This is a genomic window from Streptomyces mutabilis (genome assembly GCF_014649815.1).
GTDB lineage: Bacteria > Actinomycetota > Actinomycetes > Streptomycetales > Streptomycetaceae > Streptomyces > Streptomyces mutabilis.
Genome location: NZ_BMTT01000005.1, coordinates 187,765 through 213,001, shown reverse-complemented (window position 1 = coordinate 213,001; position 25,237 = coordinate 187,765). Strand labels below are relative to the sequence as shown.

The 25,237-nt window shown below is 70.9% G+C and carries 22 protein-coding genes and 1 pseudogene; 8 read left to right on the top strand and 15 right to left on the bottom strand.

Annotated features, from left to right (window positions below):
• Nucleotides 1-3 precede the first annotated feature (3 nt).
• The 3 genes from IE142_RS13915 to IE142_RS13905 form a co-directional block, all read right to left on the bottom strand.
• Nucleotides 4-840: an alpha/beta fold hydrolase gene (locus IE142_RS13915; RefSeq protein ID WP_191886043.1), complete on the bottom strand. Its 837-nt coding sequence runs from the start codon at nt 838-840 to the stop codon at nt 4-6.
• A gap of 103 nt (nt 841-943) precedes the next feature.
• The gene (locus IE142_RS13910; protein ID WP_191886042.1) at nt 944-1,333 is read right to left on the bottom strand and encodes a VOC family protein; all 390 of its coding nucleotides are present in this window, start codon (nt 1,331-1,333) and stop codon (nt 944-946) included.
• Nucleotides 1,330-1,632, bottom strand: coding sequence for an ArsR/SmtB family transcription factor (locus IE142_RS13905; protein ID WP_191886041.1), 303 nt, complete (start codon nt 1,630-1,632; stop codon nt 1,330-1,332). Before IE142_RS13905 ends, IE142_RS13910 begins: the two co-directional genes overlap by 4 nt.
• 585 nt (nt 1,633-2,217) lie before the next feature.
• Between IE142_RS13905 and IE142_RS13895 the strand changes: the two are divergent.
• The 5 genes and pseudogenes from IE142_RS13895 (at nt 2,218) to IE142_RS13870 (ending at nt 9,453) form a co-directional block, all read left to right on the top strand.
• Nucleotides 2,218-3,494: pseudogene (locus IE142_RS13895) on the top strand (vWA domain-containing protein).
• Nucleotides 3,495-3,621: 127 nt separating this feature from the next.
• A complete protein-coding gene (locus IE142_RS13890; RefSeq protein ID WP_191886040.1) occupies nt 3,622-4,926 on the top strand; it encodes an ATP-grasp domain-containing protein in 1,305 nt (434 codons plus the stop codon).
• A 12-nt stretch (nt 4,927-4,938) separates the two neighbouring features.
• Nucleotides 4,939-7,008, top strand: a complete 2,070-nt coding sequence (locus tag IE142_RS13885; protein ID WP_191886039.1) for a CocE/NonD family hydrolase — start codon at nt 4,939-4,941, stop codon at nt 7,006-7,008.
• A 93-nt stretch (nt 7,009-7,101) separates the two neighbouring features.
• Entirely contained in the window at nt 7,102-7,608 is a 507-nt protein-coding gene (locus IE142_RS13880; protein ID WP_191886038.1) for a nucleotide triphosphate diphosphatase NUDT15, read from the top strand.
• A gap of 648 nt (nt 7,609-8,256) precedes the next feature.
• A complete protein-coding gene (locus IE142_RS13870; protein WP_191886037.1) occupies nt 8,257-9,453 on the top strand; it encodes a glycoside hydrolase family 64 protein in 1,197 nt (398 codons plus the stop codon).
• A 106-nt stretch (nt 9,454-9,559) separates the two neighbouring features.
• On the opposite strand, the gene IE142_RS13865 is transcribed toward IE142_RS13870, so the two are convergent.
• The 4 genes from IE142_RS13865 to IE142_RS13850 form a co-directional block, all read right to left on the bottom strand.
• Nucleotides 9,560-11,002 carry a GH1 family beta-glucosidase gene (locus IE142_RS13865; RefSeq protein ID WP_191886036.1) on the bottom strand — a complete coding sequence of 481 codons (1,443 nt, stop codon included), beginning with the start codon at nt 11,000-11,002 and terminating at the stop codon, nt 9,560-9,562.
• Between the two features lie 73 nt (nt 11,003-11,075).
• Complete coding sequence (locus tag IE142_RS13860) at nt 11,076-11,999, bottom strand: carbohydrate ABC transporter permease (protein WP_191886035.1); 924 nt, start codon at nt 11,997-11,999, stop codon at nt 11,076-11,078.
• Nucleotides 12,000-12,011: 12 nt separating this feature from the next.
• A complete protein-coding gene (locus IE142_RS13855; RefSeq protein WP_191886034.1) occupies nt 12,012-12,998 on the bottom strand; it encodes a carbohydrate ABC transporter permease in 987 nt (328 codons plus the stop codon).
• Nucleotides 12,999-13,102: 104 nt separating this feature from the next.
• On the bottom strand, nt 13,103-14,413 hold the full coding sequence (locus tag IE142_RS13850; protein WP_191886033.1) for an ABC transporter substrate-binding protein: 1,311 nt from the start codon (nt 14,411-14,413) through the stop codon (nt 13,103-13,105).
• Between the two features lie 304 nt (nt 14,414-14,717).
• On the opposite strand from IE142_RS13850, the gene IE142_RS13845 reads away from it, so the two are divergent.
• Nucleotides 14,718-15,731, top strand: coding sequence for a LacI family DNA-binding transcriptional regulator (locus tag IE142_RS13845; RefSeq protein WP_191886032.1), 1,014 nt, complete (start codon nt 14,718-14,720; stop codon nt 15,729-15,731).
• Between the two features lie 93 nt (nt 15,732-15,824).
• On the opposite strand, the gene IE142_RS13840 is transcribed toward IE142_RS13845, so the two are convergent.
• Both IE142_RS13840 and IE142_RS36575 read right to left on the bottom strand, forming a co-directional pair.
• Nucleotides 15,825-16,580: a haloacid dehalogenase type II gene (locus IE142_RS13840; protein ID WP_191886031.1), complete on the bottom strand. Its 756-nt coding sequence runs from the start codon at nt 16,578-16,580 to the stop codon at nt 15,825-15,827.
• A gap of 197 nt (nt 16,581-16,777) precedes the next feature.
• Nucleotides 16,778-17,266: a DUF6083 domain-containing protein gene (locus IE142_RS36575; protein WP_229830449.1), complete on the bottom strand. Its 489-nt coding sequence runs from the start codon at nt 17,264-17,266 to the stop codon at nt 16,778-16,780.
• Nucleotides 17,267-17,544: 278 nt separating this feature from the next.
• On the opposite strand from IE142_RS36575, the gene IE142_RS13835 reads away from it, so the two are divergent.
• Nucleotides 17,545-18,105, top strand: a complete 561-nt coding sequence (locus IE142_RS13835) for a GNAT family N-acetyltransferase (protein WP_191886030.1) — start codon at nt 17,545-17,547, stop codon at nt 18,103-18,105.
• A 20-nt stretch (nt 18,106-18,125) separates the two neighbouring features.
• Here the strand turns inward: IE142_RS13835 and IE142_RS13830 are convergent, their stop codons facing one another.
• The 6 genes from IE142_RS13830 to ku all read right to left on the bottom strand — a co-directional run bounded on the left by IE142_RS13830 (nt 18,126) and on the right by ku (nt 24,849).
• On the bottom strand, nt 18,126-18,896 hold the full coding sequence (locus IE142_RS13830; RefSeq protein WP_191886029.1) for a class I SAM-dependent methyltransferase: 771 nt from the start codon (nt 18,894-18,896) through the stop codon (nt 18,126-18,128).
• A 93-nt stretch (nt 18,897-18,989) separates the two neighbouring features.
• On the bottom strand, nt 18,990-20,225 hold the full coding sequence (locus tag IE142_RS13825; protein ID WP_191886028.1) for an aminotransferase class V-fold PLP-dependent enzyme: 1,236 nt from the start codon (nt 20,223-20,225) through the stop codon (nt 18,990-18,992).
• Nucleotides 20,222-21,559 carry a pyridoxal-phosphate dependent enzyme gene (locus tag IE142_RS13820; RefSeq protein ID WP_191886027.1) on the bottom strand — a complete coding sequence of 446 codons (1,338 nt, stop codon included), beginning with the start codon at nt 21,557-21,559 and terminating at the stop codon, nt 20,222-20,224. The genes IE142_RS13825 and IE142_RS13820 overlap by 4 nt, the downstream gene beginning before the upstream one ends.
• A complete protein-coding gene (locus tag IE142_RS13815) occupies nt 21,556-23,073 on the bottom strand; it encodes a Y4yA family PLP-dependent enzyme (protein WP_229830447.1) in 1,518 nt (505 codons plus the stop codon). The genes IE142_RS13820 and IE142_RS13815 overlap by 4 nt, the downstream gene beginning before the upstream one ends.
• Nucleotides 23,074-23,149: 76 nt before the next feature.
• Complete coding sequence (locus IE142_RS13810; RefSeq protein ID WP_191886183.1) at nt 23,150-23,605, bottom strand: nuclear transport factor 2 family protein; 456 nt, start codon at nt 23,603-23,605, stop codon at nt 23,150-23,152.
• Between the two features lie 305 nt (nt 23,606-23,910).
• Nucleotides 23,911-24,849: a non-homologous end joining protein Ku gene (gene ku, locus IE142_RS13805; RefSeq protein WP_191886026.1), complete on the bottom strand. Its 939-nt coding sequence runs from the start codon at nt 24,847-24,849 to the stop codon at nt 23,911-23,913.
• Nucleotides 24,850-25,004: 155 nt separating this feature from the next.
• Here ku and IE142_RS13800 point away from each other — a divergent pair, with 155 nt between their 5' ends.
• Entirely contained in the window at nt 25,005-25,220 is a 216-nt protein-coding gene (locus IE142_RS13800) for a hypothetical protein (RefSeq protein ID WP_191886025.1), read from the top strand.
• Nucleotides 25,221-25,237: the final 17 nt, after the last annotated feature.

Genomic DNA, 25,237 nt, shown 5'->3' with positions numbered 1-25,237 from the left:
GCCCTAGGCACGGGCGGCGTCCGCACGGAGGAAGGCGAGCACGAGGGAGACCACCCGGTCGGGGTACTGGTCGTGCGGGTAGTGCCCGGCACCCTCGATCATTTCGAGACGACCGAGGCCGGACGGCAGGGCGTCGACGATCGCCGAGCCCTCGGCGTGCGGGTCGGCCCAGTCGGGGTCGAGCGTGCCCATGACGACCAGGACCGGGCAGCGGACCTTACCGAGCTGGGCGCCGGCGTCTGTCGGGGCGCTGCGCCCCATGCTCTGCATGGCCTTCATCCGGCCCGGCTCGCGCAGCACGGACTCGATGCGGGCGAGCCGCTCGGTCCAGCCGTCCGGCTTCACACCCGGGTAGGCCACATCGAGGTACGAGCGCCAGAGCGGCAGGCTGCCGAGGACGCCCACGCCGAGCAGCCGCAGCATGCCCTGCCGGAAGCGCTTGACCTTCAAGTCACCGAGGCCGACCGACTGCTTGCGGGTGAACGGGGCCAGTTCGACGACCGCGGTGACGAGCGAGGGCTCCTGCGCCGCGGCGACGGTGGCGGCGCCGCCGGAGACCGAGTGGCCGACGAGCACGGCCGGGCCGCCCAGATGACGGATCACGGCCAGCAGGTCACCGGCGATGTCGGTGCGGCTCCAGGCCGGCCAGTCGACGCTGGACTCGCCACAGCCGCGCAGGTCGACCGAGGCCACCCGGTATCCCGCCGCCACCAGGCCCGGGACGACGGCACGGTACGCGGCACGGCTGTCGCCCATCCCGTGGGCGAGAACGATCAGGGGGCCGGAGCCCGCCACCTCGTACGCGATTTTCCCGCCGCCGACAGGAAGGTACTCGGTCATGGACGCCTCCGGAAACAGTTGGCTAACTGGATTAGCCGAAAGCTAATCTCATTAGCCTGGATTGTCAACACCCCCTCGCACCACCACCGGCGGAGACCGTCCGCTACGCCTCAGTCGCGATCTGGATCAGGTTGCCGCAGGTGTCGTCGAAGACTGCCGTGACGACCGGGCCCATCTCCAAGGGCTCCTGGGTGAAGCGGACGCCGTGACCGCGCAGACGCTCGTACTCCGCCTTGACGTCGCCGACGGCGAACCGGGCGAGGGGGATGCCGTCCGCGACGAGTGCGTCGCGGTAGGTCCGGGCGGCGGGGTGGCCGACGGGCTCCAGAAGGAGTTCCGTACCGCCCGGCTCCTCGGGCGAGACGACGGTCAGCCACCGGTCCGCCTCCCCCACGGGGACATCGTGCTTCTTCACGAAGCCGAGGATTTCGGTGTAGAAGCGCAGGGCCGCGGCCTGGTCGTCGACGAAGACGCTGGTCATGTGGATCTTCACAGGGTGCCTTCTTCCGGTTCGGACGCGCCGGCCGCGAGCCACCGCTCGCTGATCCGCCGGAGCGGGGCCGTGTTCAGGTCGTGGAACTTGTAGCGACCCTCCCGCCTGGTCTCGACGAGCCCGGCGCCTTCCAGCACCGCGAGGTGCTGGGAGACCGCCTGACGAGAGATGCCGAGACGATGCTTCACGCTCAGCCGTGAGCAGATCTCGAACAGGGTCTGCCCGGACTTCTCCGTGAGCTCGTCGAGGATGGTGCGGCGCGTGGGATCGGCCAGCGCTTTGAAAACGTCGTCGGCCACGCCTTCAGAACAGGCAAGTGTTTGCTTGCCTATCAAGTCGAACCTCCGCACCCGCTCGACCGCGGCCATTCCCGGCCGACCCGGGGGTGGGGCGTCACCTTGGCCACCTCAGGCTTCAGCGCGCGGTGCTCGGCGCACCCTTGACACGCTCATGCCGATCGCTTGTATGGTCCACTCCAAGGAACTCGCCGCTCCGCTTGCGGAGTTGAGCCCTGTCAGGACCGGCTCCGCGGTGTACGGACGGCGTGTGCGCGTCACCTTCGCGTCTCTCGCCCCCCACTCACGAGAGGCCGTCCCTGACGTGCGGTCACCCCCCACACTCGACCGCGCGCCCGGGCCGGCCCGAGGTGAAGGAGTCTCACTTCGGAACTCGTCGCCTCGGACCGCCGCTGGCGGCAGGCCGTGCGCCTGCTCCAGGCCTCCGCGTACCTCGACGGCCGTACCGCCGTCGCCGACACCGACCTGTCGGTGCTGACGCACGTGCTGTGGGAACTGGACGAACTGCACGGCCACGCCACCGACCTCCTGGCTGACGCCTTCTGGGCCGCCTACAAGGCACGCCCCCGCTTGCGGCCACGGGCGGAGATGGACCCCTCCCGGCTGGTCAACCACCAGATCATCACCTCCCTGACGGACTCACCCGAGTTCGCGGGGCTGCACCGGGAGACGGCCGGCGACCCGTACGCCGCCGCCATGGAGGACTCCACCGGCGCCCAGGAGCAGGCCGAGCCGGCGCGACGGAGTCTGCGGGGCGCGGAGGACGCCGCCGCCACCGTGGCCGACGCTCTCCGGCAGGCCGCCCACGAAACCCACGAGGACGACACCGGACCGGCACCGACCTCGGATGCCGTACGCCGGGCGGCAGAAGCCGCCGAGCACGCCGAGGACGTGGCGCACGAGGACGCCCGCAGCGCCGCCCAGGCGCTCGGGGTGGCGCAGGCCGCCCGGGGCGCGCGGAACGAGACGGCCCTGATGCGGGCGTGAGGTGTCGGACCGGAGAGCTGGAACGGATGCCCTTCGAGCAACGTGCCCGGCTCGCCGAGCGGTTGCGCACCGGACGGCTCGCGCAGAGGGCCGAGCTGATCGGCCGCTTCCGGCAGATGGCCGACGGTGAGCGCGCCCGCAGGGTGGAGAACGCCACCGGGGAACTGATCGGCGTCACGCTCGGCGACGACCTCTCCCTCGTCATCCCCTCCGAGCTGGCGGCCCTCGGGGTGCCCGAACTGCGTGCGGTGTTCGCCGCGCGTTATGCCGCCGGTGAGCTGATGCTCTACGACAGCCAGGGCGAGCAGGCCACCGGCCGGGGTGCCGTCATCGCCTGCGTGGACACTCGCACTCCATGTACGAGGCGGGGCCCGGCGGCATCACCCGGGACGCGTGGGCCAAATCCTGCGCCCTGGCGCTGCTGGACCAGGCCCGCCACGCGGGGCGCGACTTCGTGGGCATCCTGTTCGCGGCGGCCGACAAGCTCCGGGGCTTCCGCTTCCCGGCGGACCGGCCCGCCGGCGTCACCGGGGTGCTCGACTTCGCGGAGTCCTTCCTGGGGCGGCGGCACCAGCTACCAGAGGCCGCTCACGGCGGCCGCCGAACTCCTGGAAGAGGAGTTCAACGACTTAGCCCGCGCTCGCGGCGACATCGTGATGCTGACCGGCGACGACTGCGGTGTCACCGAGGAGTGGATGCGCAGCTGGAACGGCGCCAAGCACCGCCTCGGTTTCCGCGTCTTCGGCATCGCGGTAGGCGCCCCACGCGTCACCGGTGAGGATTCGGTCCTGGACGCCCTGTGCGACAACCTCCGCGCCGTCGAGGACCTCACCGACGTGCACGCCTCCGTCGACCTCTTCCGCGCCATCTGGCCGTGACGGCTTGCCCGCCCAGTCGTGGGACCTGCCGGTGGACCCCGTCGTCGCCACTCTCGCAGCCGTGCCCAGGGGGTTGCCCGCGCCGCACCGGGGTACCCCGTCGATCTTGGCAGGAGAAAGGAGAACTGTGTCTGACGACAATGTCAAGAACGTCTTCGTGGTCGGTCTCGACGAGGCCAACCTTCCGGCGCTCGAGGCCGTGCCTGGGGCCGAGTCGCTGCGCTTCCACGGCCTGTTGACGGTCGAGGAACTGCAGGGCGGGGAGGTGCGCCTGCCGGCGGTGATCAAGAAGGCGGAGGAGGTGCTGGACGCTTTCGACGGAAGCATCGACGCGATCGTCGGTTACTGGGACTTCCCGGTCAGCACCCTCGTCCCGATCCTGGGCGAGCGGTACGGCACCCGGACCACGAGCCTCGAGTCGATCGTCAAGTGCGAGCACAAGTACTGGAGCCGGCTGGAGCAGCGGGAGGTGACGGACCGGCACCCGCGCTTCGGGCGCGTGGACCTGAAGGCGGACCCGCCCCGGCCCCCGGACGGCGTGCGGTTTCCGATGTGGCTCAAGCCCGCGTTGTCCTACTCGTCCGAGCTCGCCTTCGGGGTCGGGGACGAGGAGGAGTTCCGCAAGGCCGTCGCGGAGATACGCGAGGGCATCTCCCGTATCGGCCGCCCCTTCGAGCACATCCTCGACCGCGTCGACCTTCCGCCGGAGATGGACGGCGTCGGCGGCCGGGTGTGTCTCGCCGAGGAGTCGTTGTCGGGTGTGCAGGTCGCGGTGGAGGGTTACGTGCACGACGGCGAGGTGACCGTCTACGGCACGCTCGACTCCATCGACTACCCGGACTCACCGTGCTTCCTGCGCCACCAGTACCCCTCCATGCTGCCCCCGCAGGTCGTCGCGCGACTGCACGACGTCACCGAGCGGGTGATGCGCCGGATCGGCTTCGACAACGCCACGTTCAGCGTGGAGTACTTCTACGACCCGGGCAGCCAGGACATCAGCCTGCTGGAGATCAACCCGCGCCACTCGCAGTCCCACGCCGAGCTGTTCCGGTACGTGGACGGCGTCCCCAACCACCACGCCATGCTCGCCCTCGCCCTCGGGGAGGACCCGCGCATGCCGCACCGGAAGGGCCCGTACGCGATGGCGGCTAAGTGGTACTACCGGTGGTTCACGGACGGTGTGGTGCGGCACGTGCCCTCCGCCGAGGACGTCGCCCGCATCGAACGCGAGATACCGGGCGTGCGGATCGAGGTCCTGCCCGAGCCGGGCCGGCGCCTCTCCGACCTTTCCCAGCAGGACAGTTACAGCTACGAACTCGCGCACATCTACACCGGTGGCGACGACGAGGAGGACCTGCGCAGGAAGTACGACCAGTGCGTCGCTGCCCTGGGCCTCACCTTCGACGAGCCGCCGGAAGAAGCGCGGGGTTGAGGAGCGCCGACCATGCGACACGTGACGCACCTGCCGTACACGACGAAGGAAGAGGAACACGTCGTCATCCCCATGTCGGACGGCGTCCGTCTGTCGGCGCGCGTCTGGCGGCCCACGTCGTCGGACCACGAGCCCGTCCCCGCGGTCCTGGAGTACATCCCGTACCGCAAGCGGGACCTCACCGCCGAACGCGACTCCGTCCACCACCCCTACATCGCCGGGCACGGTTACGCCTGTGTCCGCGTCGACCTGCGGGGCACCGGCGAGTCGGAGGGGGTGCTGCGCGACGAGTACCTGGAGATCGAGCAGCGGGACGCCGAGGAGGTGCTGGCCTGGCTCGCCGACCAGCCCTGGTGCGACGGCTCGACGGGGATGATGGGTCTGTCGTGGGGGGCGTTCGCGGCCCTCCAGGTCGCGGCGCGGCGGCCGCCGAGTCTGAAGGCCGTCGTCATCGCCTCCTTCACCGACGACCGGCACGCCGACGACATGCACTACATGGGCGGCGCCATGCTGTCGGACAACCTGGCCGAGGCGGGCACGATGTTCGCCTACGCCACCTGCCCCCCGGATCCGGCGGTGGTCGGCGACAGCTGGCGCGACATGTGGCACGAACGGCTCGAACACGCACGCCCATGGGTCGTGGAGTGGCTGCGCCACCAGCGCCTCGACGACTACTGGCGGCACGCCTCGGTCGCCGAGAACTACGCGGACGTACGCTGCCCGGTACTCGCCTCCAGCGGCTGGGCGGACGGCTACTCCAACGCCGTGACCAGGCTGCTCGCCCACCTGGACGTGCCCCGCAAGGGGCTCATCGGCCCCTGGTCGCACAAGTTCCCCCACCTCGGCGAACCGGGTCCCGCCATCGGCTACCTCCAGGAGGTCGTGCGCTGGTGGGACCACTGGCTCAAGGGCATCGACAACGGCGTGATGGACGGCCCGATGCTGCGGACGTGGATGCAGGACAGCGTCCCGCCGTCCACCTCCTACGAGGAGCGGCCGGGGCGCTGGGTGGCGGAACCCGAGTGGCCGTCCCCGCACGTCCGCCAGGTCACGCACCCGCTCACCGAGCGGCGGATCGGATCCTCCCGCGAGATCGAGGCGGTCGCGCCGGGCGAGGGGGACACGGGTGGCACGGAAGCCGATGAGGCGGACGTCCTGACCGTGCGGTCCCCGTTGTCCGTCGGACAGTTCGCGGGCAAGTGGGCCTCCTACAACGCACCGCCGGACCTGCCCTACGACCAGCGTGAGGAGGACGGGGGCTCACTCGTCTTCGAGACCGAACCGCTGACCGAGCGCGTGGAGATCCTCGGTTCACCGACCGTCGACCTCGATCTGACGGTCGACCAGCCGGTCGCCATGGTGGCCGCGCGCCTGTCGGACGTTCGCCCGGACGGGGCCGCCACCCGGGTCACCTACGGCCTGCTCAACCTCACCCGGCTGGAGAGCGCCGAACGGCCCGAGCCACTCGTGCCCGGCCATCGCTACCGGGCCACGGTCCACCTCAACGGGGTGGCGCAGAGCTTCCCGCCCGGCCACCGCATCCGGCTCTCCCTGTCCACCTCGTACTGGCCGCTGGCCTGGCCGCCGCCCGAGCCGGCGATGCTCGGCATCCACCAGCACTCCAGCTCGCTGACCCTCCCGGTCCGTCCCCCGGAGAAGGCCGACGCCACGCCGACGGTGCCGTTCGGCGAGCCGGAGGGCACCCCGCCCATCGCCACCACGACCATCACGCCGCCGGAGGAACGGTGGGACGTGAAGCGGGATCTGGTCGGTTACCACTCCGAGCTGGAAACGGTGAAGGACCGGGGCACGGTCCGCTTCGAGGAGATCGGCCTGGACGTCGGCCGTCGCGCGCACGAACGCTACGCCTCGGTCGCCGAGGACTTCACGTCCGTGAGCGGCGAGTCCACGTGGACCATGGACTTCCGCCGCGCCGACTGGGACGTGCGCGTGGTCACCCACACCCGTCTCACCTGCGACGAGGGCCGGTTCTTCGTCGACGCCACACTGGACGGCTACGAAGGCGGCCGACGGGTGTTCTCACGCACCTGGAACGAGACGGTGCCACGCGACCTGCTCTGAGGGCTGTCGTTCGGACCATGCCGCAGACGCGGGGTCCGGCACGCACGTCTGCCGCGTTGGCTCCGGACGGCCGCGACGGTGTGGAATGGCCGGGTGAACTCTCGCAGCCCCGGCGCCGAGCGCCCCGAACGTGCCCGCCCCGCCTCCCACAGCCTCACCGGTGTCGGCCTCGCCGTCCTCGATCCCGCGGGCCGGGTCCTGCTCGGCCTCGGCCATGACGGCCGCTGGGAACTCCCGGGTGGCAAGGTCGACGCCGGTGAGGATTTCGAGACGGCCGCCGCCCGGGAACTGTCGGAGGAGACCGGGCTCGTGGCGGCCGCTGCCGACGTACGGGTACTGGCGGTCCTCGTCGACGGCCTGGGCGGGCTGACCCGCGTGACGGCGGCGGCCGTCACCGAAGAGGCGACGGGCACGCCCCGGGTCACCGAGCCGGACAAGATCGTGCGCTGGGAGTGGTTCGCCCGCCCGGCGTTGCCCTCCGCGCTCTTCCCGCCGTCCGCCTCCGTCCTCGACTGCCTGTGGCCCGAGGTGACGCCACGAGGGTCCGCCGCGGTACGGCACTACAGACTGCTCGGCGACGCGGACACGCGGACCGGCTGACGGCCCGTCCGGCACACCGAGTCCGGCGGAGCGATCAGCCGAGCACCTCCCTCATCCGGTCGCACACGCGCCCCACCTCCCCCACGTCCGGGAAGCACCCTGCCTCCCCCATGGCCACCTGCAGCGCGGGGCCGAAGGCGTCAAACCGGGCCATGTCCGCTCTCCCGACGGGCTGCACGACGAAGTGGATGTGGCCCGGCGTTCCGCCGGCGTGCGACCACAGGCACACGTACACTGCTCCGGGCTCATCACCTCCGTGACGGCGGCGCTGACCTTCTGGAGCAGAGGTCCCAGCTCGCTGGACTCCTCCGTCGTCAGGTCCGCGACATGCACCACGTGCCGAACGGGCTTGACCACGAGGGTGCCCGGACCGAGCGGCCCGACGCAGTGTTCCACCGTCCATGCCCCGGTGCGCAGTACGGCGCCGCCCGGCAACGACGCCCTCCCCGACGTCGGATCGCACGCCTGACACCCGCCGACCGCCCCGGAATCCTCGGCCACGGCACTCCCCTCCTCGCACCGCCGGGCAGCCCGGCAACCGTTCTCCCTCCTCACGCATTGACATGAACGCGCCTTGACGAGACTCTGAGAGCGCTCTCACAGTTCGGTACGGACCAATCTCCCCCCACACCCGCACGGAGGTCGAGAGTGCTCTCCAGCCTCAAACACCGTCTGCTCGCCGTGGTCTCGGCAGCGGGCCTGGCCGGTGCCCTGCTCACGTTCGGCGCCTCGCCGCCCGCGGACGCCGCGGTTCCCGCCACCATCCCCCTGAAGATCACCAACAGCTCCAACCGCGGCGAGCCGGTCCACATCTACAACCTGGGCACCTCGCTGACGACTGGTCAGCAGGGCTGGGCCGACGCGAGCGGCACCTTCCACGCCTGGCCCGCCGGCGGCAATCCCCCCACCCCCGCACCGGACGCGTCCATCCCCGGACCGGCCGCCGGACAGACCAAGACGATCCGCATCCCGAAGCTGTCCGGGCGCATCTACTTCTCGTACGGCCAGAAGCTTGACTTCCGGCTCACCACGGGCGGCCTGGTGCAACCGGCGGTCCAGAATCCGAACGACCCCAACCGCGACATCCTGTTCAACTGGTCCGAGTACACGCTCAACGACGCCGGGCTGTGGCTGAACAGCACCCAGGTCGACATGCTCTCCGCGCCCTACACCGTCGGCGTGCAGCGCGCCGGCGGCGGTGTGAGCAGCGCCGGGCGGCTCGAGGCGGGCGGCTACAACGGCGTGTTCGCCGCGCTGCGGGCGCAGCCGGGCTGGGGCGGGCTGATCCAGACCCGGTCCGACGGCACGGTGCTGCGGGCGCTGGCGCCGCTGTACGGTGTCGAGACCGGTACTCTGCCCGCGTCGGTCATGGACGACTACATCAATCGCGTCTGGCGAAAGTACGCGACGAGCACGCTCACCGTCACCCCGTTCGCGGACCGGCCCGGCACCAAGTACTTCGGGCGCGTCTCGGAAGGCGTCATGAACTTCACCGACGGCTCGGGCGCGGTCGTCACAAGCTTCCAGAAGCCCGATGCCTCCAGCGTCTTCGGCTGCCACAAGCTCCTGGACGCCCCCAACGACCAGGTGCGCGGGCCGATCTCCCGCACTCTGTGCGCCGGGTTCAACCGCTCGACGCTGCTGAGCAACCCCGACCAGCCCGACCCCTCGGCGGCGAACTTCTACCAGGACTCCGTCACCAACCACTACGCCCGGATCATCCACGACCACATGGCCGACGGGAAGGCGTACGCCTTCGCCTTCGACGACGTCGGCCACCACGAGTCGCTGGTGCACGACGGCAACCCGGTAGAGGCGCGGCTCACGCTCGACCCGCTCGACTGACCCGTCACAGAGGGGGCCCGCCCCCGGCCCGCGTCTCGGCGCGGGCCGGGGGCGGGTCCCGGTGCGGCAGCGCGCGGGGCGGTTGCCGTCTGCCGCACCGGTCCGGTCAGGCGCTGGGCAGGACGCCGGTGCGGGCGACCTCCGAGTACCAGCGGGCGCTCGCCTTGGGGATGCGGGTGCCGGTCGGGTAGTCCACGTAGACGGCACCGAAGCGCTTGCCGTAGCCGTGGGCCCACTCGAAGTTGTCCAGCAGCGACCACAGGAAGTAGCCGCGCACGTCCGCGCCGTCCACGATGGCCCGGTGGACGGCGGCCAGGTGGTCGCGCACGTAGGCGATCCGGGCGGGATCGTTGACCTGGCCCTCGGGGTCGGCGTAGTCGTCGAAGGCCGCGCCGTTCTCGGTGATGACCAGCGGCATCCCCGGGAAGTCCGCCGCCAGCCGGCGCAGCAGGTCGTACAGGCCGGTGGGGTCGACGGCCCAGCCCATGGCGGTGGTGTCGCCGGGCGGCTGGTGGAAGGCGACCCTGTCGGCGCCGGGCCAGGGGCTGTGGGAGCTGTTGCCGTGCCCGTCGGAGGCGTGCGCGCCGCTGCCGTCCGCATCGGAGACGACGGTGGGTGTGTAGTAGTTGACGCCGAGGAAGTCCAGCGGCTGCTGGATGTGCCGCGGGTCGCCGTCGCGCACGAAGGACCAGTCGGTCAGCGGGGCGGTGTCCTTGAGCAGGTCCTCGGGATAAGCGCCCTGGAGCATCGGGCCGGTGAAGACCCGGTTGGCGAGCGCGTCGATCCGGCGGACGGCGTCGGCGTCGGCGTCGCTGCCGGTGAGCGGCCGGACGTGGTGGATGTTGAGCGTGACCGAGACCTGGGCGTCGGCGCTGAGGCGGTCGCGCAGCGTCTGGACCGCCAGTCCGTGGGCGAGGTTGAGGTGGTGGGCGGCGCGCAGGGCCGCGACCGGGTCGGTGCGTCCGGGGGCGTGCACGCCGGAGCCGTAGCCGAGGAAGGCGCTGCACCAGGGCTCGTTGAGGGTGGTCCAGGTCTTCACCCGGTCACCGAGGGCGTCCGCGGCGAGGGCCGCGTACTCGGCGAACCGCTCGGCGGTGGCACGCTCGGGCCAGCCGCCGGCGTCCTCCAGCTCCTGCGGCAGATCCCAGTGGTAGAGGGTGGCGACGGGCTGGATGCCCTTGTCGAGCAGTTCGTCGACGAGACGGCGGTAGAAGTCCAGGCCCTTCTGCACGGCGGGGCCGCGGCCGGTGGGCTGGATGCGGGGCCAGGCGAGGGAGAAGCGGTAGGCGCCGAGGCCGAGTTCGGCCATGAGGGCGACGTCCTCGCGCCAGCGGTGGTAGTGGTCGGTCGCGGTGTCCCCGGTGTCGCCGTTGCGGACCCGGCCGGGGGTGCGGGCGTAGGTGTCCCAGATGGACGGGGTGCGGCCGTCCTCGGTGGCGGCCCCCTCGATCTGGTAGGAGGCGGTCGCCGAGCCCCAGAGGAAGCCCTCGGGGAAGGTCCTGGCGGCGGCGTCCGGGGCGGACGCGGTCTGCTGTGCTGCGGTGACCACGTAAGTCCTTTCGGGTGCGGGAGGCGCAGGCTCGTGCCTGGCGGGGAGTTGGTGGGAACGGAGGGACGGCCGGTCAGCCCTTGACGGCGCCCGCCATGATGCCGCTGACGATCTGCCGACCGAAGACGACGAACATCACCAGCAGGGGCAGCGTGCCGAGCAGCGCGCCCGCCATGATCAGCGACTGGTCGCGGACATAGCCCGCGCTGAGCTGGGTGAGGGCGACGGGGACCGTCGGGTTGGTCATGTCGAGGACCACGAACGGCCAGAAGAAGTCGTTCCAGGCGTGCACGAACGTGATCATGAACAGAACCGCCATCGCCGGCCGCGCGACGGGCAGCACGATGCTCCAGAAGATGCGCAGTGAGTGCGCGCCGTCCACGCGACCGGCCTCGACGAGTTCGTCCGGCAGTGCCTCCGACAGGTACTGGCGCATGAAGAAGACGCCGACCGCGCTGACGAGGGTGGGGAAGATGACGGCGGGCAGCTGCTGCGACCACCCCAGCTCGGACATCATCATGAACAGCGGTACGACGCCGAGCTGCGGCGGCACCATCATGGTGCCGATCACCAGCATCAGCAGGGCGTTGCGGCCCTTGAACCGCAGCTTGGCGAAGGCGAACCCGGCCAGCGTCGCGAACATGACCGTGGACAGGGCGATCACGCCGGCCACGATCAGACTGTTGACCATGGCCTTGCCCATCGCGGCCTCGTCCCAGGCCCGGGCGAGGTTGCTGAACAGGTTCGGTCCGGGCAGGAACGGCGGCGGGGTCTGGCTGACCCTGGTGTTGTCGGTGGAGGCGGCCACCATCGTCCAGTAGAGCGGGAAGATGGACAGCACCGCCATGATGACGAGCAGCACGTAGGCGAGCGGGCCCGCGTGGTGCTGGCGTCCGGCGCGCTGTCGCAGCAGCCGGCGGCCGCCACGGCCGGGCGACTTCTCGGTGGGGGTGCGGGCCGGCGCGTCTGTCCGGGCCGGGAGGCTTTGAGTGGTCACGGCGACTCCAGGTCAGGACGTGCGCGAGCGCAGGCGCTTGATCAGACGCTGCGCGACGAAGGCGAGGACGAGCAGCATGAACATCGCCCAGGCGACGGTCGCCGAGCGGCCCATCTGGTAGTTCTTCCAGCCCTCCTCGTACAGGAGCAGGCCCAGCGTCTGGTACTGGTTGTCCGCGCCGCCGGTGATGCCGTTGGGGCCCTGGCCGAAGATCAGCGGCTCGCCGAACAGCTGGGTGGCGCCGATGGTGGAGAGCACGATGGTGAACACGATGGTGGAGCGGATCCCGGGGACGGTGACGTGGGTGAACTGCTGCCACCGGGAGGCGCCGTCGAGGGAGGCGGCCTCGTAGCGGTCTGCGGGGATGGCCTGCATGGCGGCCAGGTAGAGCAGTGCGTTGTAGCCGGTCCATCGCCAGATGACGATGGTGGAGATCGCGACCTGGGCGGGCCACTTGTCGGCCTCCCAGTTCACCGCGTCGATCCCGACGGTTCCGAGCGCCCAGTTGATCATGCCGAAGTCGCGCTCGAAGATCATGGTGAACACGAGGGCGGCTGCTGCGACCGAGGTGGCGTAGGGGACGAGCGAGGCGACGCGGAAGAACAGCGAGGCGCGCATCCGGTAGTTGAGCAGGTGCGCCAGACCCAGGGCCATCATCAGCTGAGGCACCGTGGAGATGACTCCGATGGTGATGGTGTTCCGCAGCGCGTTCCAGAACCGCGAGTCGCCCCAGAGCTCGACGTAGTTGTCGAACGCCACCCACTCCATGACGTCGAGGGTGGCCAGTTCCACGTCGTGCAGGGAGATCCACGAGGTGTAGACGAGCGGGTAGAAGCTGAACGCGGCGAAGACGACGAAGAACGGAGCGACGAAGACGTACGGGGCGCCCTTGATGTCGAGCCGGTGCAGCAGGGCGCCGCGCCGCCGGGGGGTGCCCTCGGCGCCCGTCCTGCCGGGCGGCTCCTCGCCGGCCAGGGCCTTGGTGGTGGAGGTGGCCACCGGACTTCCTTCCTGAGAGCGAAAAGCGGATGTTCGGGCCGGGCCCCGGGCCCCCGGCGAACCACGGGGGCCCGGACGGCCTCGGTCAGCGAGCGGTCTACGGGTCAGCCGACCGCCTTCTCGATGCGTTCCGTGGTGGTCTTCCACGCCTCTTCGCGCGGCGTGCCCTGCTGCTCGATGAGGGACAGGCCCTGGGAGAAGGTGTCCTTGATCGTGCCGTCCTTGCGGCCGAGGACCTGCTTGTCCGGTATCTCCTGGGCGGCGGCGCCGAAGATCTGGCCGACCGGGGCGTTGCTGAAGTACTCCGAGGTGGCGTTCTCGACGTCGGCGGACTGCAGCGCCTGCTCCGAGGAGGGGATGTTGCCGATCTCCTTGAAGATGTGGGCCTGCTGCTCGGGCGCGGTCAGCCAGGCGACCAGCTTCTTGGCCTCCTCCTTGACCGGGCTCTGCTCCACCACACCGAGGAAGGAACCGCCCCAGTTGGCGCCCTTCGGGGCCCGGGCGACGTCCCACTTGCCCTTGTTCGCCTCACCGGCCTTCTCGCTGATGTGGCTGAGCATCCACGCCGGGCACACCGCCGTGGCGAACGTGCCGTTGGCCAGCCCCGGGTCCCAACCCGGCTGGAACTGGCGGAGCTTGGCGGTGAGTCCGTCCTCGCCGGCGTCGGCGGCGAGGTTCCAAGCCTCCTTGACGGCCGGGTTCGACTCGTGGATCAGGTCGCCCTGCTCGTTGTAGTACTGCTCGGGGTAGCCGTAGACCATGGCGTTGAACAGGCCGCTGGCCGCGTCCATGTAGGCCACGTCGTCACCCTTGAAGTCCTTCTTGAAGGTACGGCCGGTCTCGACGTACTTCTTCCAGTCGCCCGCCCACAGCTCGGCGACCTTCTCGCGGTCGGTGGGCAGGCCCGCCTGCCCGAAGTAGTCCTTGCGGTAGCAGACGGCCATCGGGCCGATGTCGGTGCCGAGACCCAGGACTTTGCCGTCCTGGGTGCTGATCTGCGACTCCTTCCAGGGCAGGAAGTGGTCGGTGCCCGACATCTCGGAGAAGTCGGCGAACTTGTCCGCCTGCGTCTCGGTGATCTCCTTGGCCCGGCCGATCTCGATGCCCTGGATGTCCTTCAGGCCCTTGCCGGCGGCGAGCCTGGTCTGCAGCGCGGTGTAGTACGTCTGCTCGTCACCGGCGATCTCGGCCTGGATGTCGACGTCCGGGTTCTCCTTCTCGTACTTCTCGAGAAGACCCGTCTCCTTGATGCCCATCACCCCGTACAGACCCATGGTGATGACGGTCTTGCCGTCCTTCTTGCCGCCGCCGGTGACCGAGTCGTCACTGCTGCTGCAGCCGACGACGAGTGACAGCGCGCCGACGGCCGCGACCGCCGCCACCGCCCTCGCGCGCAACGAACCGAGACTGCCCATGGATCTCCTCCTAGCGACGGCGCTCACACACCGGAGTGACTGGTTTGAGGGATGACTGCAAACGCTCTGAAGCATGGGGTGGAAACGTGCCCAACTCAGTGGGCACGTTCCCACCAGTGCATGGAAGACTCGTGGGAGCGCGCCCATCTGTCAATGACTTGAACGCAAGTCGGCGGTGAGCCCGAGGTCCCGCGTTCCTTTCCCGGGCCGTGGGGGATGCACCGCCGACGGCAACGTCTGCAAGAATTGCCGCAGGTCACCTCCGCGGTAGGCAGCGCCACCGCGGCCGCCGAGGGGGAAGTTCATGACCGGAAACCGTCGTCCCACGATCAAAACGGTCGCCGCCCGTGCCGGCGTGGGCCGCACCACGGTCTCCCGGGTCGTCAACGGCTCGGATCTCGTCAGTGCCGACGCCCGGGCCCGGGTCCTTGCGGCGATCAAGGAACTCAACTACGTTCCCAACTCGGTCGCGCGCGGCCTGGTGACCAACCGCACCAACGCCGTGGCCCTGGTGATCCCGGAATCGGAGAGCAGGCTCGGTTCGGAACCGTTCTTCGCCGCGCTGATCCGGGGCGTGAGCGGTGCCCTCGCCGAGAGCCGGACCCAGTTGCAGCTGATGCTCGTCCGGGACCAGGCGGAGCGGGACCAGTTGACCGAGTCGGTGGCGACCCGCCGGGTGGACGGGGTCCTCCTGGTTTCCGTGCGCTCCGAGGACCGGCTGCCGGGCATGCTGCAGGAGATGGGCCTGCCCACCGTGCTGGCCGGCCGCCGGGACGCGGGCGAGCGGCTGAGCTACGTCAACTCCGACAACGCCGGCGGTGCCACCGCGGCGGTCCGGCACCTGCTCGGCGGCGGGCGCAGGAGGATCGCCACGGTCAGCGGACCGCTGGACATGGACGTCGGCCGCAGCCGGCTCGCGGGCTGGCGGACCGCACACGAGGAGGCGGGGGTACCCGCTGAGGAACTCCTGCTGGAGGCGGGCGACTTCACCGAGGAGGGCGGTCGGCGTGCCATGCGTTTGCTTCTTGAACGCGCGCCCGATCTGGACGCGGTCTTCGCCGCCTCCGACCTCATGGCGGTCGGCGCACTGGCCGAACTCCGTCGGCAGGGAAGGCAGGTGCCCGGGGACGTCGCCGTCGTCGGATTCGAGGACTCCGTCCTCGCCCGCCACACCGACCCGCCGCTGACGACGGTGCGTCAGCCGGTGGAGGAACTGGGCCGGACCATGGCCCGCATCCTGACCGACATCACGCAGCACGGCGCACCCCGGCAGCAGTTGACGCTTCCGACGGAGCTGGTGGTCCGCGAATCGACCTGACGCGGGCTCGCACACGGACCGGCACACCGATCGGCCGACCGCGCGGACCGTCCCGTCCCGGCGCACGCTCGGGCCGACGGTTGTCGCTACGTCTCACCACTTCAGCGTCGCGGCCACTGCCCTGCCGTTCCTGCGAACCCGTTCCTGCCAACCCGTCCCCCCGGCCCGATCGAGCCGGTCGGCCAGGTCCGCCAAGCCGTCGGCGTGCAGGTCGAACCGGTCCGAGGAGGTGGGCGGGTCGCCGACGGGTCGGGCGACATAGGCGGTGCGCAGGCCGAGAGCCTGCGCACCGCGCAGGTCCCAGGCGTGGGCGGCGACCATGAGGAGCCGGTCCGGCGGCCGACCGGACACGGTCACGGCCAACTGGTACACCGCCGGATCCGGTTTGCAGGTGCGGGCGTCCTCCGCGGACAGCGCCTGGTGCCAACGCAGTCCCGCGTGGGCGTTGAGCTGGAGCAGTGCCGACCGACCGGCGTTGGAGAGACCGATCAGCGGGAACCGCTGGGCCAGCCGGTCGAGTCCCGGCACGGTGTCGGGCCACGGCGGGAGCCTGCGACCTGACCGGGCCAGCTGCGCGACAGCGGCCGGATCGTGGACTCCGACGGCGTCGGCGACGAGTCGGGCGGCCTCCAGGTCGAGGACGTCGCTGGTGAGGTAGGGCCGGGCACCGTCGAGGACGCGGCGCTGCTCCCGTTCGACGTGCCGCTGCCACAGTGTGAGCAGTTCCTCGACCCCGGCTCCGTCCGCGGACGAAACCAGCGCACGGATTCCGGCGCGGATGCCGGCGGGTTCGTCGACGAGCGTGCCGAGCACGTCGATGACGAGGGCGTCGATCTCCAGTGATGTCATCGCAGAGGTCTCCCGGAGCGAAGCGGGCATGCGGACGTGGCAATGGTCCGAACACCGCCGGGAGCCCGCCGGATTCCCGTGCGTCGGCCGAAAGCGCGGACCGTCGCGTTCCCCCGGGCGGCTTCGACCACGACCCGGTCGCGCAACAGCCCGTACTCCGCCCGCAGCCCCACTACCCGCCGAGGCCGTAGGGCGGTTCACCCCGCGTCGGGCAACGCTCCCAAACAGTCGCTCCCCTGCGCCTGACGTGTGGCGCGGCGCGCGTTCTCCTGACGCACGGCGTCCAGCCAGCGCCACGGTTCGAGTCCGTTCAAAGTAAGGCCTGGGCAGGCGAGTTGGTGAGGGACACGGCAGGTGGAGCCCGGCGGTGACTCCTCCAGACCTCCGTTCCAGGCGTTCCCGCCCGAGTCGATGTGCCATCGGTGCCCTGCGGGGACCAGGTGGGCGGGAATGGGGAGCAGAGGTTCGAGCAGCACGTGCTGACCGGTGTAGGTGGGGCGGCGATCACCGACCAGGCCGCAGCGCGGGCAGACGGGCCGGGCGGGAGGTTCCGGCCCGGTGGCTCCGTCATGTGCGGCTTGCCTCCGGTCTGCGATCTCCCAGGGACGCGGAGCGTCGGCGGGTGGCTGGCGGCTGCTGTCGGGACCGGGTAACGCGACGAGACGCGATTCGTGTGTATCGGCCATGAAGGCGAGAGTGCGACGAAGGCCCTGAGGCAGGGTAGGGCGCAAAGCGGGCGCAACGGCAGCATGGGGGTGGGCCGGACGGGTCTCACACCTCCCCCGAATGCCCGAATATCCTGCGTTTCACGTGAAACCAGGCGCTATCCCCCGTGAGCCACGAAGGAACAGTGGCGACGCGCCGCCGGGTGCCGCGACTTCCGCGATCCGGAATGCGCCCAGATCGTGGTGTAGCAACGGTCCAGCGTCTCCTGACGCAAGGAGTCCCTGGCAGACTGGCGGACGTGACAGTGCACGAGACGGCATCCGCGCCCGCGTTCGCACAGTTGCTGCGCGCCCAGGACGCCACCGAGACCGTACGGCGGGACCTCGGGGAATGCTGGGCGGCGGTCATCAACGCCGGGGGCGCGGTCGTGCCCATGGGCTGCCCGCTGCCACCGGTCTCCCCGCCGCAGGTGGAACCGGCGGTGGAAGCGATCGCCCAAGGGCTCGCTCCGCAGCGCAGCCGGCTGCTCCTGGCCTCGGTCGGGGACGCTCTCGCGGGCTGGGTGCTGCTGCGCCGCGAGCCGCACGCCCTGGAGGCGCACTGCGGAACGGTGAACCACCTCCAGACCCACGTCCGTTTCCGTGGCACGGGCGTCGGCGCAGCCCTGATGCGCCGGCTCCCCGCGATCGCCCGCGAGGAGATGGGCCTGGAGAGGCTGCGGCTCACGGTGCGGGCCGGTCTGGGTCTCGAGAACTTCTACCGCGGGGTCGGCTGGACCGAGGTCGGCCGGTGGCCGGGCGCGCTGCGCGTGGCGCCCGGTGACGACCGTGACGAAATCCTGATGAGTCTCGCGCTCTGACCCGGCGCTCAGGGTGCGGATCAGTCGCCCATGACCGCCACCAGCACCGCGCTGTCGCCGAACCTCCAGACCGGCGCGACATGACGGAAGCCGGCCGCGACCAGCAACTCGGCGTGCCGCTCGAGTGCGAGGTCCTCGCCGGGCCCGTTCCCGCCGGAGGCCTCGTGGCGCCGCGCACGCTCGGCGTACAGGTCGGTCAGCTCGGGGTCCCGCGCGGCCGCGCCCCACCACGCGTGCCAGTCCTCGTGGGCGTGCCCGCCGGTCCGCTCGGCACGGCGCCGCCCCACGTGCGCCGTGATGCCCGCGCAGGAGGCGTCGCCGGGCGGGAAGTGGTCGCCGTTGACGAGCACCCCGCCCGGGCGCAGCAGGGTGGCGAGCCGTCGGTAGGTGTCCAGCAGGACCGGTTCGGGGAGGTAGTGCAGGGCCGTGGTCGAGACGGCGGCGTCCAGCGGGCGGTCCAGCCCGAGGTCGTCGGTCCAGCCGTCGGCGCCGATCACGGTGTCCACGTAGCGGGCCGCGTCCGGGTGGTGGGTCCGCCCCAGCTCCAGCAGCAGGGGGTCCATGTCGGCGGCGACGATCTCCGCGTCGGGCAGGCGGTCGACGAGCCTGGCGGCCAGGGAGCCCGGGCCGCATCCGAGGTCGAGCAGGAGCGGACGGGGGCGGCCGGCGGTGACGTACTCGACGACATCCGTGATCACCGTGAAGCGCTCCTCACGGTCCACGGCGTAGCGCTGCTGCTGCCGCTCCCAGCGCTCCACCCACGTCCCGGCCACCGCCATGCTGATGCCCATCTGGTCGCGCCACCTCTTCCGATTCGCACCCGTCGCGGTCGGGACCGAATCTACAGGTGGAAACGGTTATCAGTTGCCTCGTCGGGCGCCGGTTCACGCCAACGAGGCGAGCACGCCGTGCAGGCGGTCGATCTCCTGCCCCGTGTTGTACGCGTGCACGCTCACCCGTACCGACCCCTTCCCGTCCTCCGCGCCCGCCTGGCAGAGGCTGTCGGCGCGCACCATGAAGCCGTGGCTGTAGAGGATGAAGCCGAGGTCGTCGGAGGGGATGTCCCGGTGCCGGAAGGTGACGATGCCGTGGCGCCGCTGGGTCGCGGGAAGCACGGAGTCGGCGGCCAGGCTCGTGGGGCAGCCGAGCATTTCGTACGCGTCGAGGTGCCGCAGCCGGTCGGTGAGCCGGGTCGTGAGGCCGGCCGTCCAGCGGGCGATCCGGTCCACTCCGGCCTGGTCGAGCCAGTCGAGCGCGGCCCCCAGCGACACGATGCCCACCGTGTTGGGCGTACCCTGCCAGCCGCCCGGCCGGAACACGGGCCCCCGCGTATTACGCGCCCACACCGCCCCCGTACCGGGCAGGGCCATCGCCTTGTGCCCCGAGAAGACCACGAAGTCGACGTCCAGCGAGGAGTCAGCCAGGTCGACAGGCAGATGGCCGATGCTCTGGGCCGCGTCCAGGCAGATCGGGACGTCCGGGCCGACCGCCGCGCGGATGCGGTGCACGTTCATGTCACCGCCGTAGACATGATGGACGTGGGTCGCGGCCACGAAGCGGGTTCGGGGACCGACGAGGTCGCCGAGGGCACGGTGGTCGTAGTCGCCCGACACCGCCTGGTACGGGAGGGCGCGGACGTGCACCTCCACGCCGCGTTCGGCCAGCAACTGCCGGACTTCGAACCACGGGTCCAGGTTGGCGCGGTGGTCGGCGAACGGCACGAGGATCTCGTCGCCGTCGGAGAGGCAGGGCACGAGCCAGTCGCGGGCGATGGTGCGCAGTCCCTCGGTGGTGCCGCTGGTGAAGTGGACGGTGGAGCGGTCCGGTTCCGGATCGCGAAGGAACGCCTTGACCCGCTCCCTGGTGTCCTCCACGAGCCGGGTGGTCTCGTTGGCCCAAGGGTACGTGCCACGGCCGGCGTTGGCGTTCGACGTCGTGAGATAGGTCTGGGCGGCCTCCAGTACGGCCCGCGGCTTCTGGGCGGTCGCCGCGCTGTCCAGGTAGGCCGACTCCGGGTGGGCGGTGACGATGGGAAATTGCTCCCTCAGCTCCCGCTGCCACAGCTCGTCCTGTGCCTCCTCGGCGTACCTGCCGGCCGGGAGCGGTCCGCCGGCGCTCACTCGCGCACCAGCGGCGCGCCCGCGTCCCGCCAGGCGACGATCCCGCCGGCCAGGCTCCGCACGTCGGGGTGGCCCATACGGGTCAGCAGCGCCGCGTGGCGAAGCGACTTCTCACCGACCGGGCAGGCCAGCAGCACCGGCGTTCGTTTGCTGAAGGGAAGCCCGCCGCGGACGAGTTCCTCGAACAGTTCGTCGACGATGTTGACCGAGCCCTCGATGTGCAGGGCCGCGTAGGCGTGTGGACTGCGCATGTCGACGACGAGCGGTCGGGGATCGCCTTCCGCGATCCAGCGGCGGGCGTCGTCCACGCCCACGGACCGGGCGTCCGTCCGTACGTCGTCCTCGGTGAGCGTGGCGAGGGTGGGCACCCTGCTCGTCCTGCCCAGCAGTTCGGGTCGTCGTGCGCGCACGTAGCTGAGGTAGCTCTCGGCCCGGTCGCACACGATGAACACCGCGGTCTCCCGGCGTCCCGCCCCCTCCAGTGCCTCGTCGGCGTCCCGCAGGTGCCGCACGGCGCCCTGGTAGGCGGCGCCCCCGGTCGGCCCCGACAGCAGTCCGCAGCGGCGGATCAGGGTGAGCATCCCGTCGATGGCCTCGCCGGAGGTGACGGACTCGATGGTGTCGTACGTAGCGGGGTCGAACAGGCCGACCTGGTGGACCTCGTCGATGGTGCGGATGCCGGGGATGAAGTCGGACTTGTGGGCGACCAGGCCGAGGACCCGAACGTCAGGGTCGTGCTCGCGCAGCACCCTGGCGACGCCGGTCGAGGAACCGGCCGTGCCGACACAGGCGACGAACCAGTCAGGAGCCCGCCCGTCCAGGTCCTTGACGATCTCCGGTCCGGTGCCGGCGGCGTGGGCCTCCACGTTGCGCGGGTTGAAGTACTGGTCGGTGTGCAGATACGTGCTGCCCGGCTCGGTGAGGACCTGGTGGAAGTGGGTCAGCGGATCGTCCGTGTCGGTCGGGTCCAGGCATTCGCTGCGCCCGGGCAGCTCCTCGATCTCGGCGCCCAGGAGCAGGAGCAGTTCCTTGATCTCCGGTACGCGCATGCGGTTGGTGACGCTCTTGAACTTCAGGCCGTGCATGCCGGCCAGCAGGGCCAGCGCCTTGGCGGTGTTGCCGCTGGAGAGCTCGACGACCGTCCCCTCACCGTCGCCCGCTCCCTCCAGATGGGGGCGGGCCATGTGCCAGGCGGGACGGTCCTTGACTGAGCCGAACGGGTTGAGCATCTCCAGCTTCGCGTACAGGTCGATGTTGCGCAGCCCGTGCACGGCGGGGTCGATGCGGACCAGCGGTGTGTTGCCGATGGCGTCCGTGATGCTGTCGTACCTCATGCGGGCGTTCCCCCCGGGTGTGTGATCGGCCAGTAGTCCTCGTCCGGGCACCAGCGCCAGGAGTCGCCCTCCCGCTCCACGGCCACCGTCCGCGCCGACGGCTGCCGCTGGGCGTGGTGGGCGTGGAAGTCCATCGCGTAACCCGCGGTGTTGACGAAGGCCAGCACGTCACCGGGGCGCGGCAGTCTCGGGAGGAACACGAGCCGACGGGTGATCAGGTCGGCCTCCAGGCACAGGTTGCCGACGAGGTGGACGCCGACCGGGCGCTCCGCCTCCGGGTCGCCGTCCCGGCCGTCCCCTGACGGGTCACCGCGGGACAGCAGCACGGGGTCCATCAGGACTCCGTGCTCCTCCAGGCTCACGTCTCCCGCGTTCATGCCGAGACGCACCAGATACGGGTCCGGGTCCGCGCCGGTGCCCCGGACGTCCAGCACCCGTGCCAGCGACAGTCCGCACTGGTCGACGAGGGAACGGCCGGGTTCGATGTGGAGGTCGTGCAGGTGCTCCAGCAGGAGCGTGCCCGGTTCCCGGCCCAGGACCGGGGCCGGGAGCGAGAGGAGTCCGTCGAGGTAGCCGGGGCCGGCGTCGGGCCGGTGGCCGGGGTACAGGGCGACGGACCCGCGCACCGTGCCGCCCTCGTTGCGCAGCCCGTAGCCGTGGCCGCGCCAGGTCAGAGGCGGGCGGCCGCCGAGTACCGCCTCGCTGAGCGCGGTGGTCCAGCGCTGCCACTCCCCCGCGTCGGCGACGTAGCCGACGCCGAAGCCACCGCCGATGTCGACGGCACGCGGGGCGAGGCCCCGCTCGCGGCAGGCGTCCATGAGCAGCACGCACTGCTCCAGGGCACGGACCTTCTCCTCAAGGCCGGTGGTGTCCAAGTGGTAGGCGAGCCCGATAAGTTCGACGGCATCCGAATGCCGTTCCAGGGCCGACCAGAGCGTCTCCGCGTCCCGCACGGGTGTGCCGAAGCGGCTGCGCCGGGACAGCACGCGGGTGCCCGCTCCGCTCTGACCGGCGGTCGACTCGAAGCCGGACAGGCGCGCCAGCACACGGACCCGGCCGAGCCCGTGGCCACGTACGAGAGCGGCCAGTTGCTCCAGCTCACGCGGCGAGTCCAGGTTCACCGTGGCGCCGACCCGGGCCGCCAGCCACAGGAACTCCGGGTCCTTGGGACCGGTGGCCATGACGCGGTCCCCGGTGATTCCGCAGCTCAAGGCGTGCCGCAGCTCTTCGAGTGACGCGACGTCGATTCCCACGGCCGCCGGGTCCTCGGCCGCCAGCCTGCGCACCAGGGCGCTTGAGCGGTTCGCCTTGTGCGCGAAGTAGAGGCGGCCGGTGAGACGGTGGCGGCGGTAGACGGCCCGGAAGCGCGCCGCGTTCTCGGCGATGGTCTCGGGCAGCAGTACGTTGAGCGGAGATCCGAGGGCGTCGACGAGTGAGTGCAGGAACGGTGCGGCGCCCAGCAGTGAGGCGAGCGGCGGTTCGATCCGCGGCCTCAGATATAAGGGCACGTCCACGTAAGACCCCTCCCCTGTCGGCCGACCGTCGTTGCGACGACCGTTCGGGAGTAGTCGTTTCCCGGTACACGCTCCGCTAAGCCTCGACGTTCGTCGGTGAGCAGGCCTCGGCGATCGAAAGGCTGTTCTCGTAGAGGTGGTGCCGGGTGATCCTGCCGTCCTCGACGGTGAGGCGCAGCGCGAACGGGCCCTCGAAGGTCTTCCCTGTGGCACGTACCCTTCCGCAGACGTGTCCCGTGAGAACGGCGTCGGCGCCGTCGACGAGGAAGGCGTCGACACTGACGCGCGCCTCCCCGGGCACCGTGTGTTCCATCAACTCCGTGAACTGGGCGGCGCATTCGGCGGCTGTGGACCGTGGACGGATCCAGGGAACGGTCGGGTTGTCGGCCAGCAGCCAGTCGACCTCGTCGGCGAAGAGGCCGACGAGCCGCGCGGTGTCGCCGGCGACACGAGCGGCGAGGAAGGCGTCCACGACGGCGCGGGTCGCCTCAGCGGTCGAACGCGTCAGAGTTCCGGTGGACTCGGTGGGCATCGGCATCGTCCTGACCTCCAGGCTGCTACGGCTCCCCGCGGCGGGTTCTTCCGCCGGGGTGGTGCTGATGCCCTGATCCTGCCCGTGACCGGGCGGAGGGTCGATTACCCCTGGGGTAAGGGCGCGGACGTTGAGGTGGCAGGCCGGAGCCCGTACCCGTGGGCGGTCCCGTCGTTGTCCCGTGTCCGGACCTGCGCGGGCGGGCCCCTCATTCCCGATCGGTCTGCCCCGGGCTCTGACCAGACCCCTCGGCGGCCACCCACCGATCAGCCGCACGAACAGCGCTTCCACTCAGTTCAGTACGACTAGGCGCTCCTGGGTCCGCGGGCCGTCTTCTTCTTCGCCGCCGGCTTCTTCCCCGTCGGCTTCTTCGCCGCGCTCCCGGCGGCGGGTGCCTTCTTCTCGGCGGCCTTCTTTCTCCGGCCGGGCAGTTCCCGCACCTCCGCGTGGTCGTCCTCGCCCCGGGACTCCTTCGCCTTGGACACGGACTCCTGCAGCGCGGCCATCAGGTCCAGCACCTGCCCCGGCCGTTCCTCCCGCTCAGGCACCACCGTTGGCTCCCTGTGCTCGCGCTTCGCCTCGATGAGTTCCGCGACGGCCTCCGTGTAGGTGTCGCGAAACTCGTCGCCCTCGAGGTCCTCGCGGGTCATCGAGTCCATCAGCGCGAGCGCTCCGTCGATCTCCTCCTCGGAGACCTCGACGGGGGGCGGTGTGAGGGAGGACGGGTCGCGGATCTCGTCCGGCCAACGCATGGCGTGCAGCACGATCGCCTCCCCGCGCACCCGCAGCAGTCCGAGGCGTTCCCGGCCGGACCAGGCGTACCTCGCCACGGCCACCTTCGACGACCGGGCGAGCGCCTGCCGCAGCAGCTTGTACGGCTTCGCCGCCACCTGCCCGTCCGGCTGCAGGTAGTAGCCGTCGCCGATCCTGATGGGGTCCACGGACGCGAGCGGCACGAACGCCACGATCTCGATGGCCTTGGCCGTCGGCAGCGGCAGCTCCCGCAGGTCCTCGTCGGTGATGGGCACGATCTGGGTGCTGGTGAGCTCGTACCCCTTGCCGATCTCGTCGGAACGGACCTCCCGGTCCTCGAGCTCGCAGACCTTCCGGGTCCGGATCCTGCCCTGATCCGCCAGGTGATAGCGGTGGAACCGGATGCTGTGGTCCTCGGTCGCGCCGACCACATGGATCGGCACGGTCACCAGGCCGAACGTGATGGCGCCGCTCCAGATCGACCGGGGCATGGACAGGCCTCTCCACGTGCTGTCCCCGAGCGGCACCAGCCTACGAGCGGCACGCCTCCCCCGCACGCGCACCCAACCCGCACGCCCACCGCCCGGGCACGCGCTCCGCGCCGCCCCGGCATGCGCACCACCGGTGCCGGCCCCACGCTGGTGCCATGACGAGCGCGCCTGCAGTGACCGTGTACCCGCCCGACGAGGAGGGCGGACGCCGGGTACGCGTGGACGGGAAGGTCCTGGGGCGGGCCTACGGCGTGCAGGACGTCGCCCGCTTCCTGCAGGAGGCCGGCCTGCAGGACTGGGACGAGTTGGACGTGGTCCGGTCGGCACTCGTGGAGTGGCGCGGAGGCGGCCCGGACGTGTGGGACCACTGACGGAGTACTGACGGTCA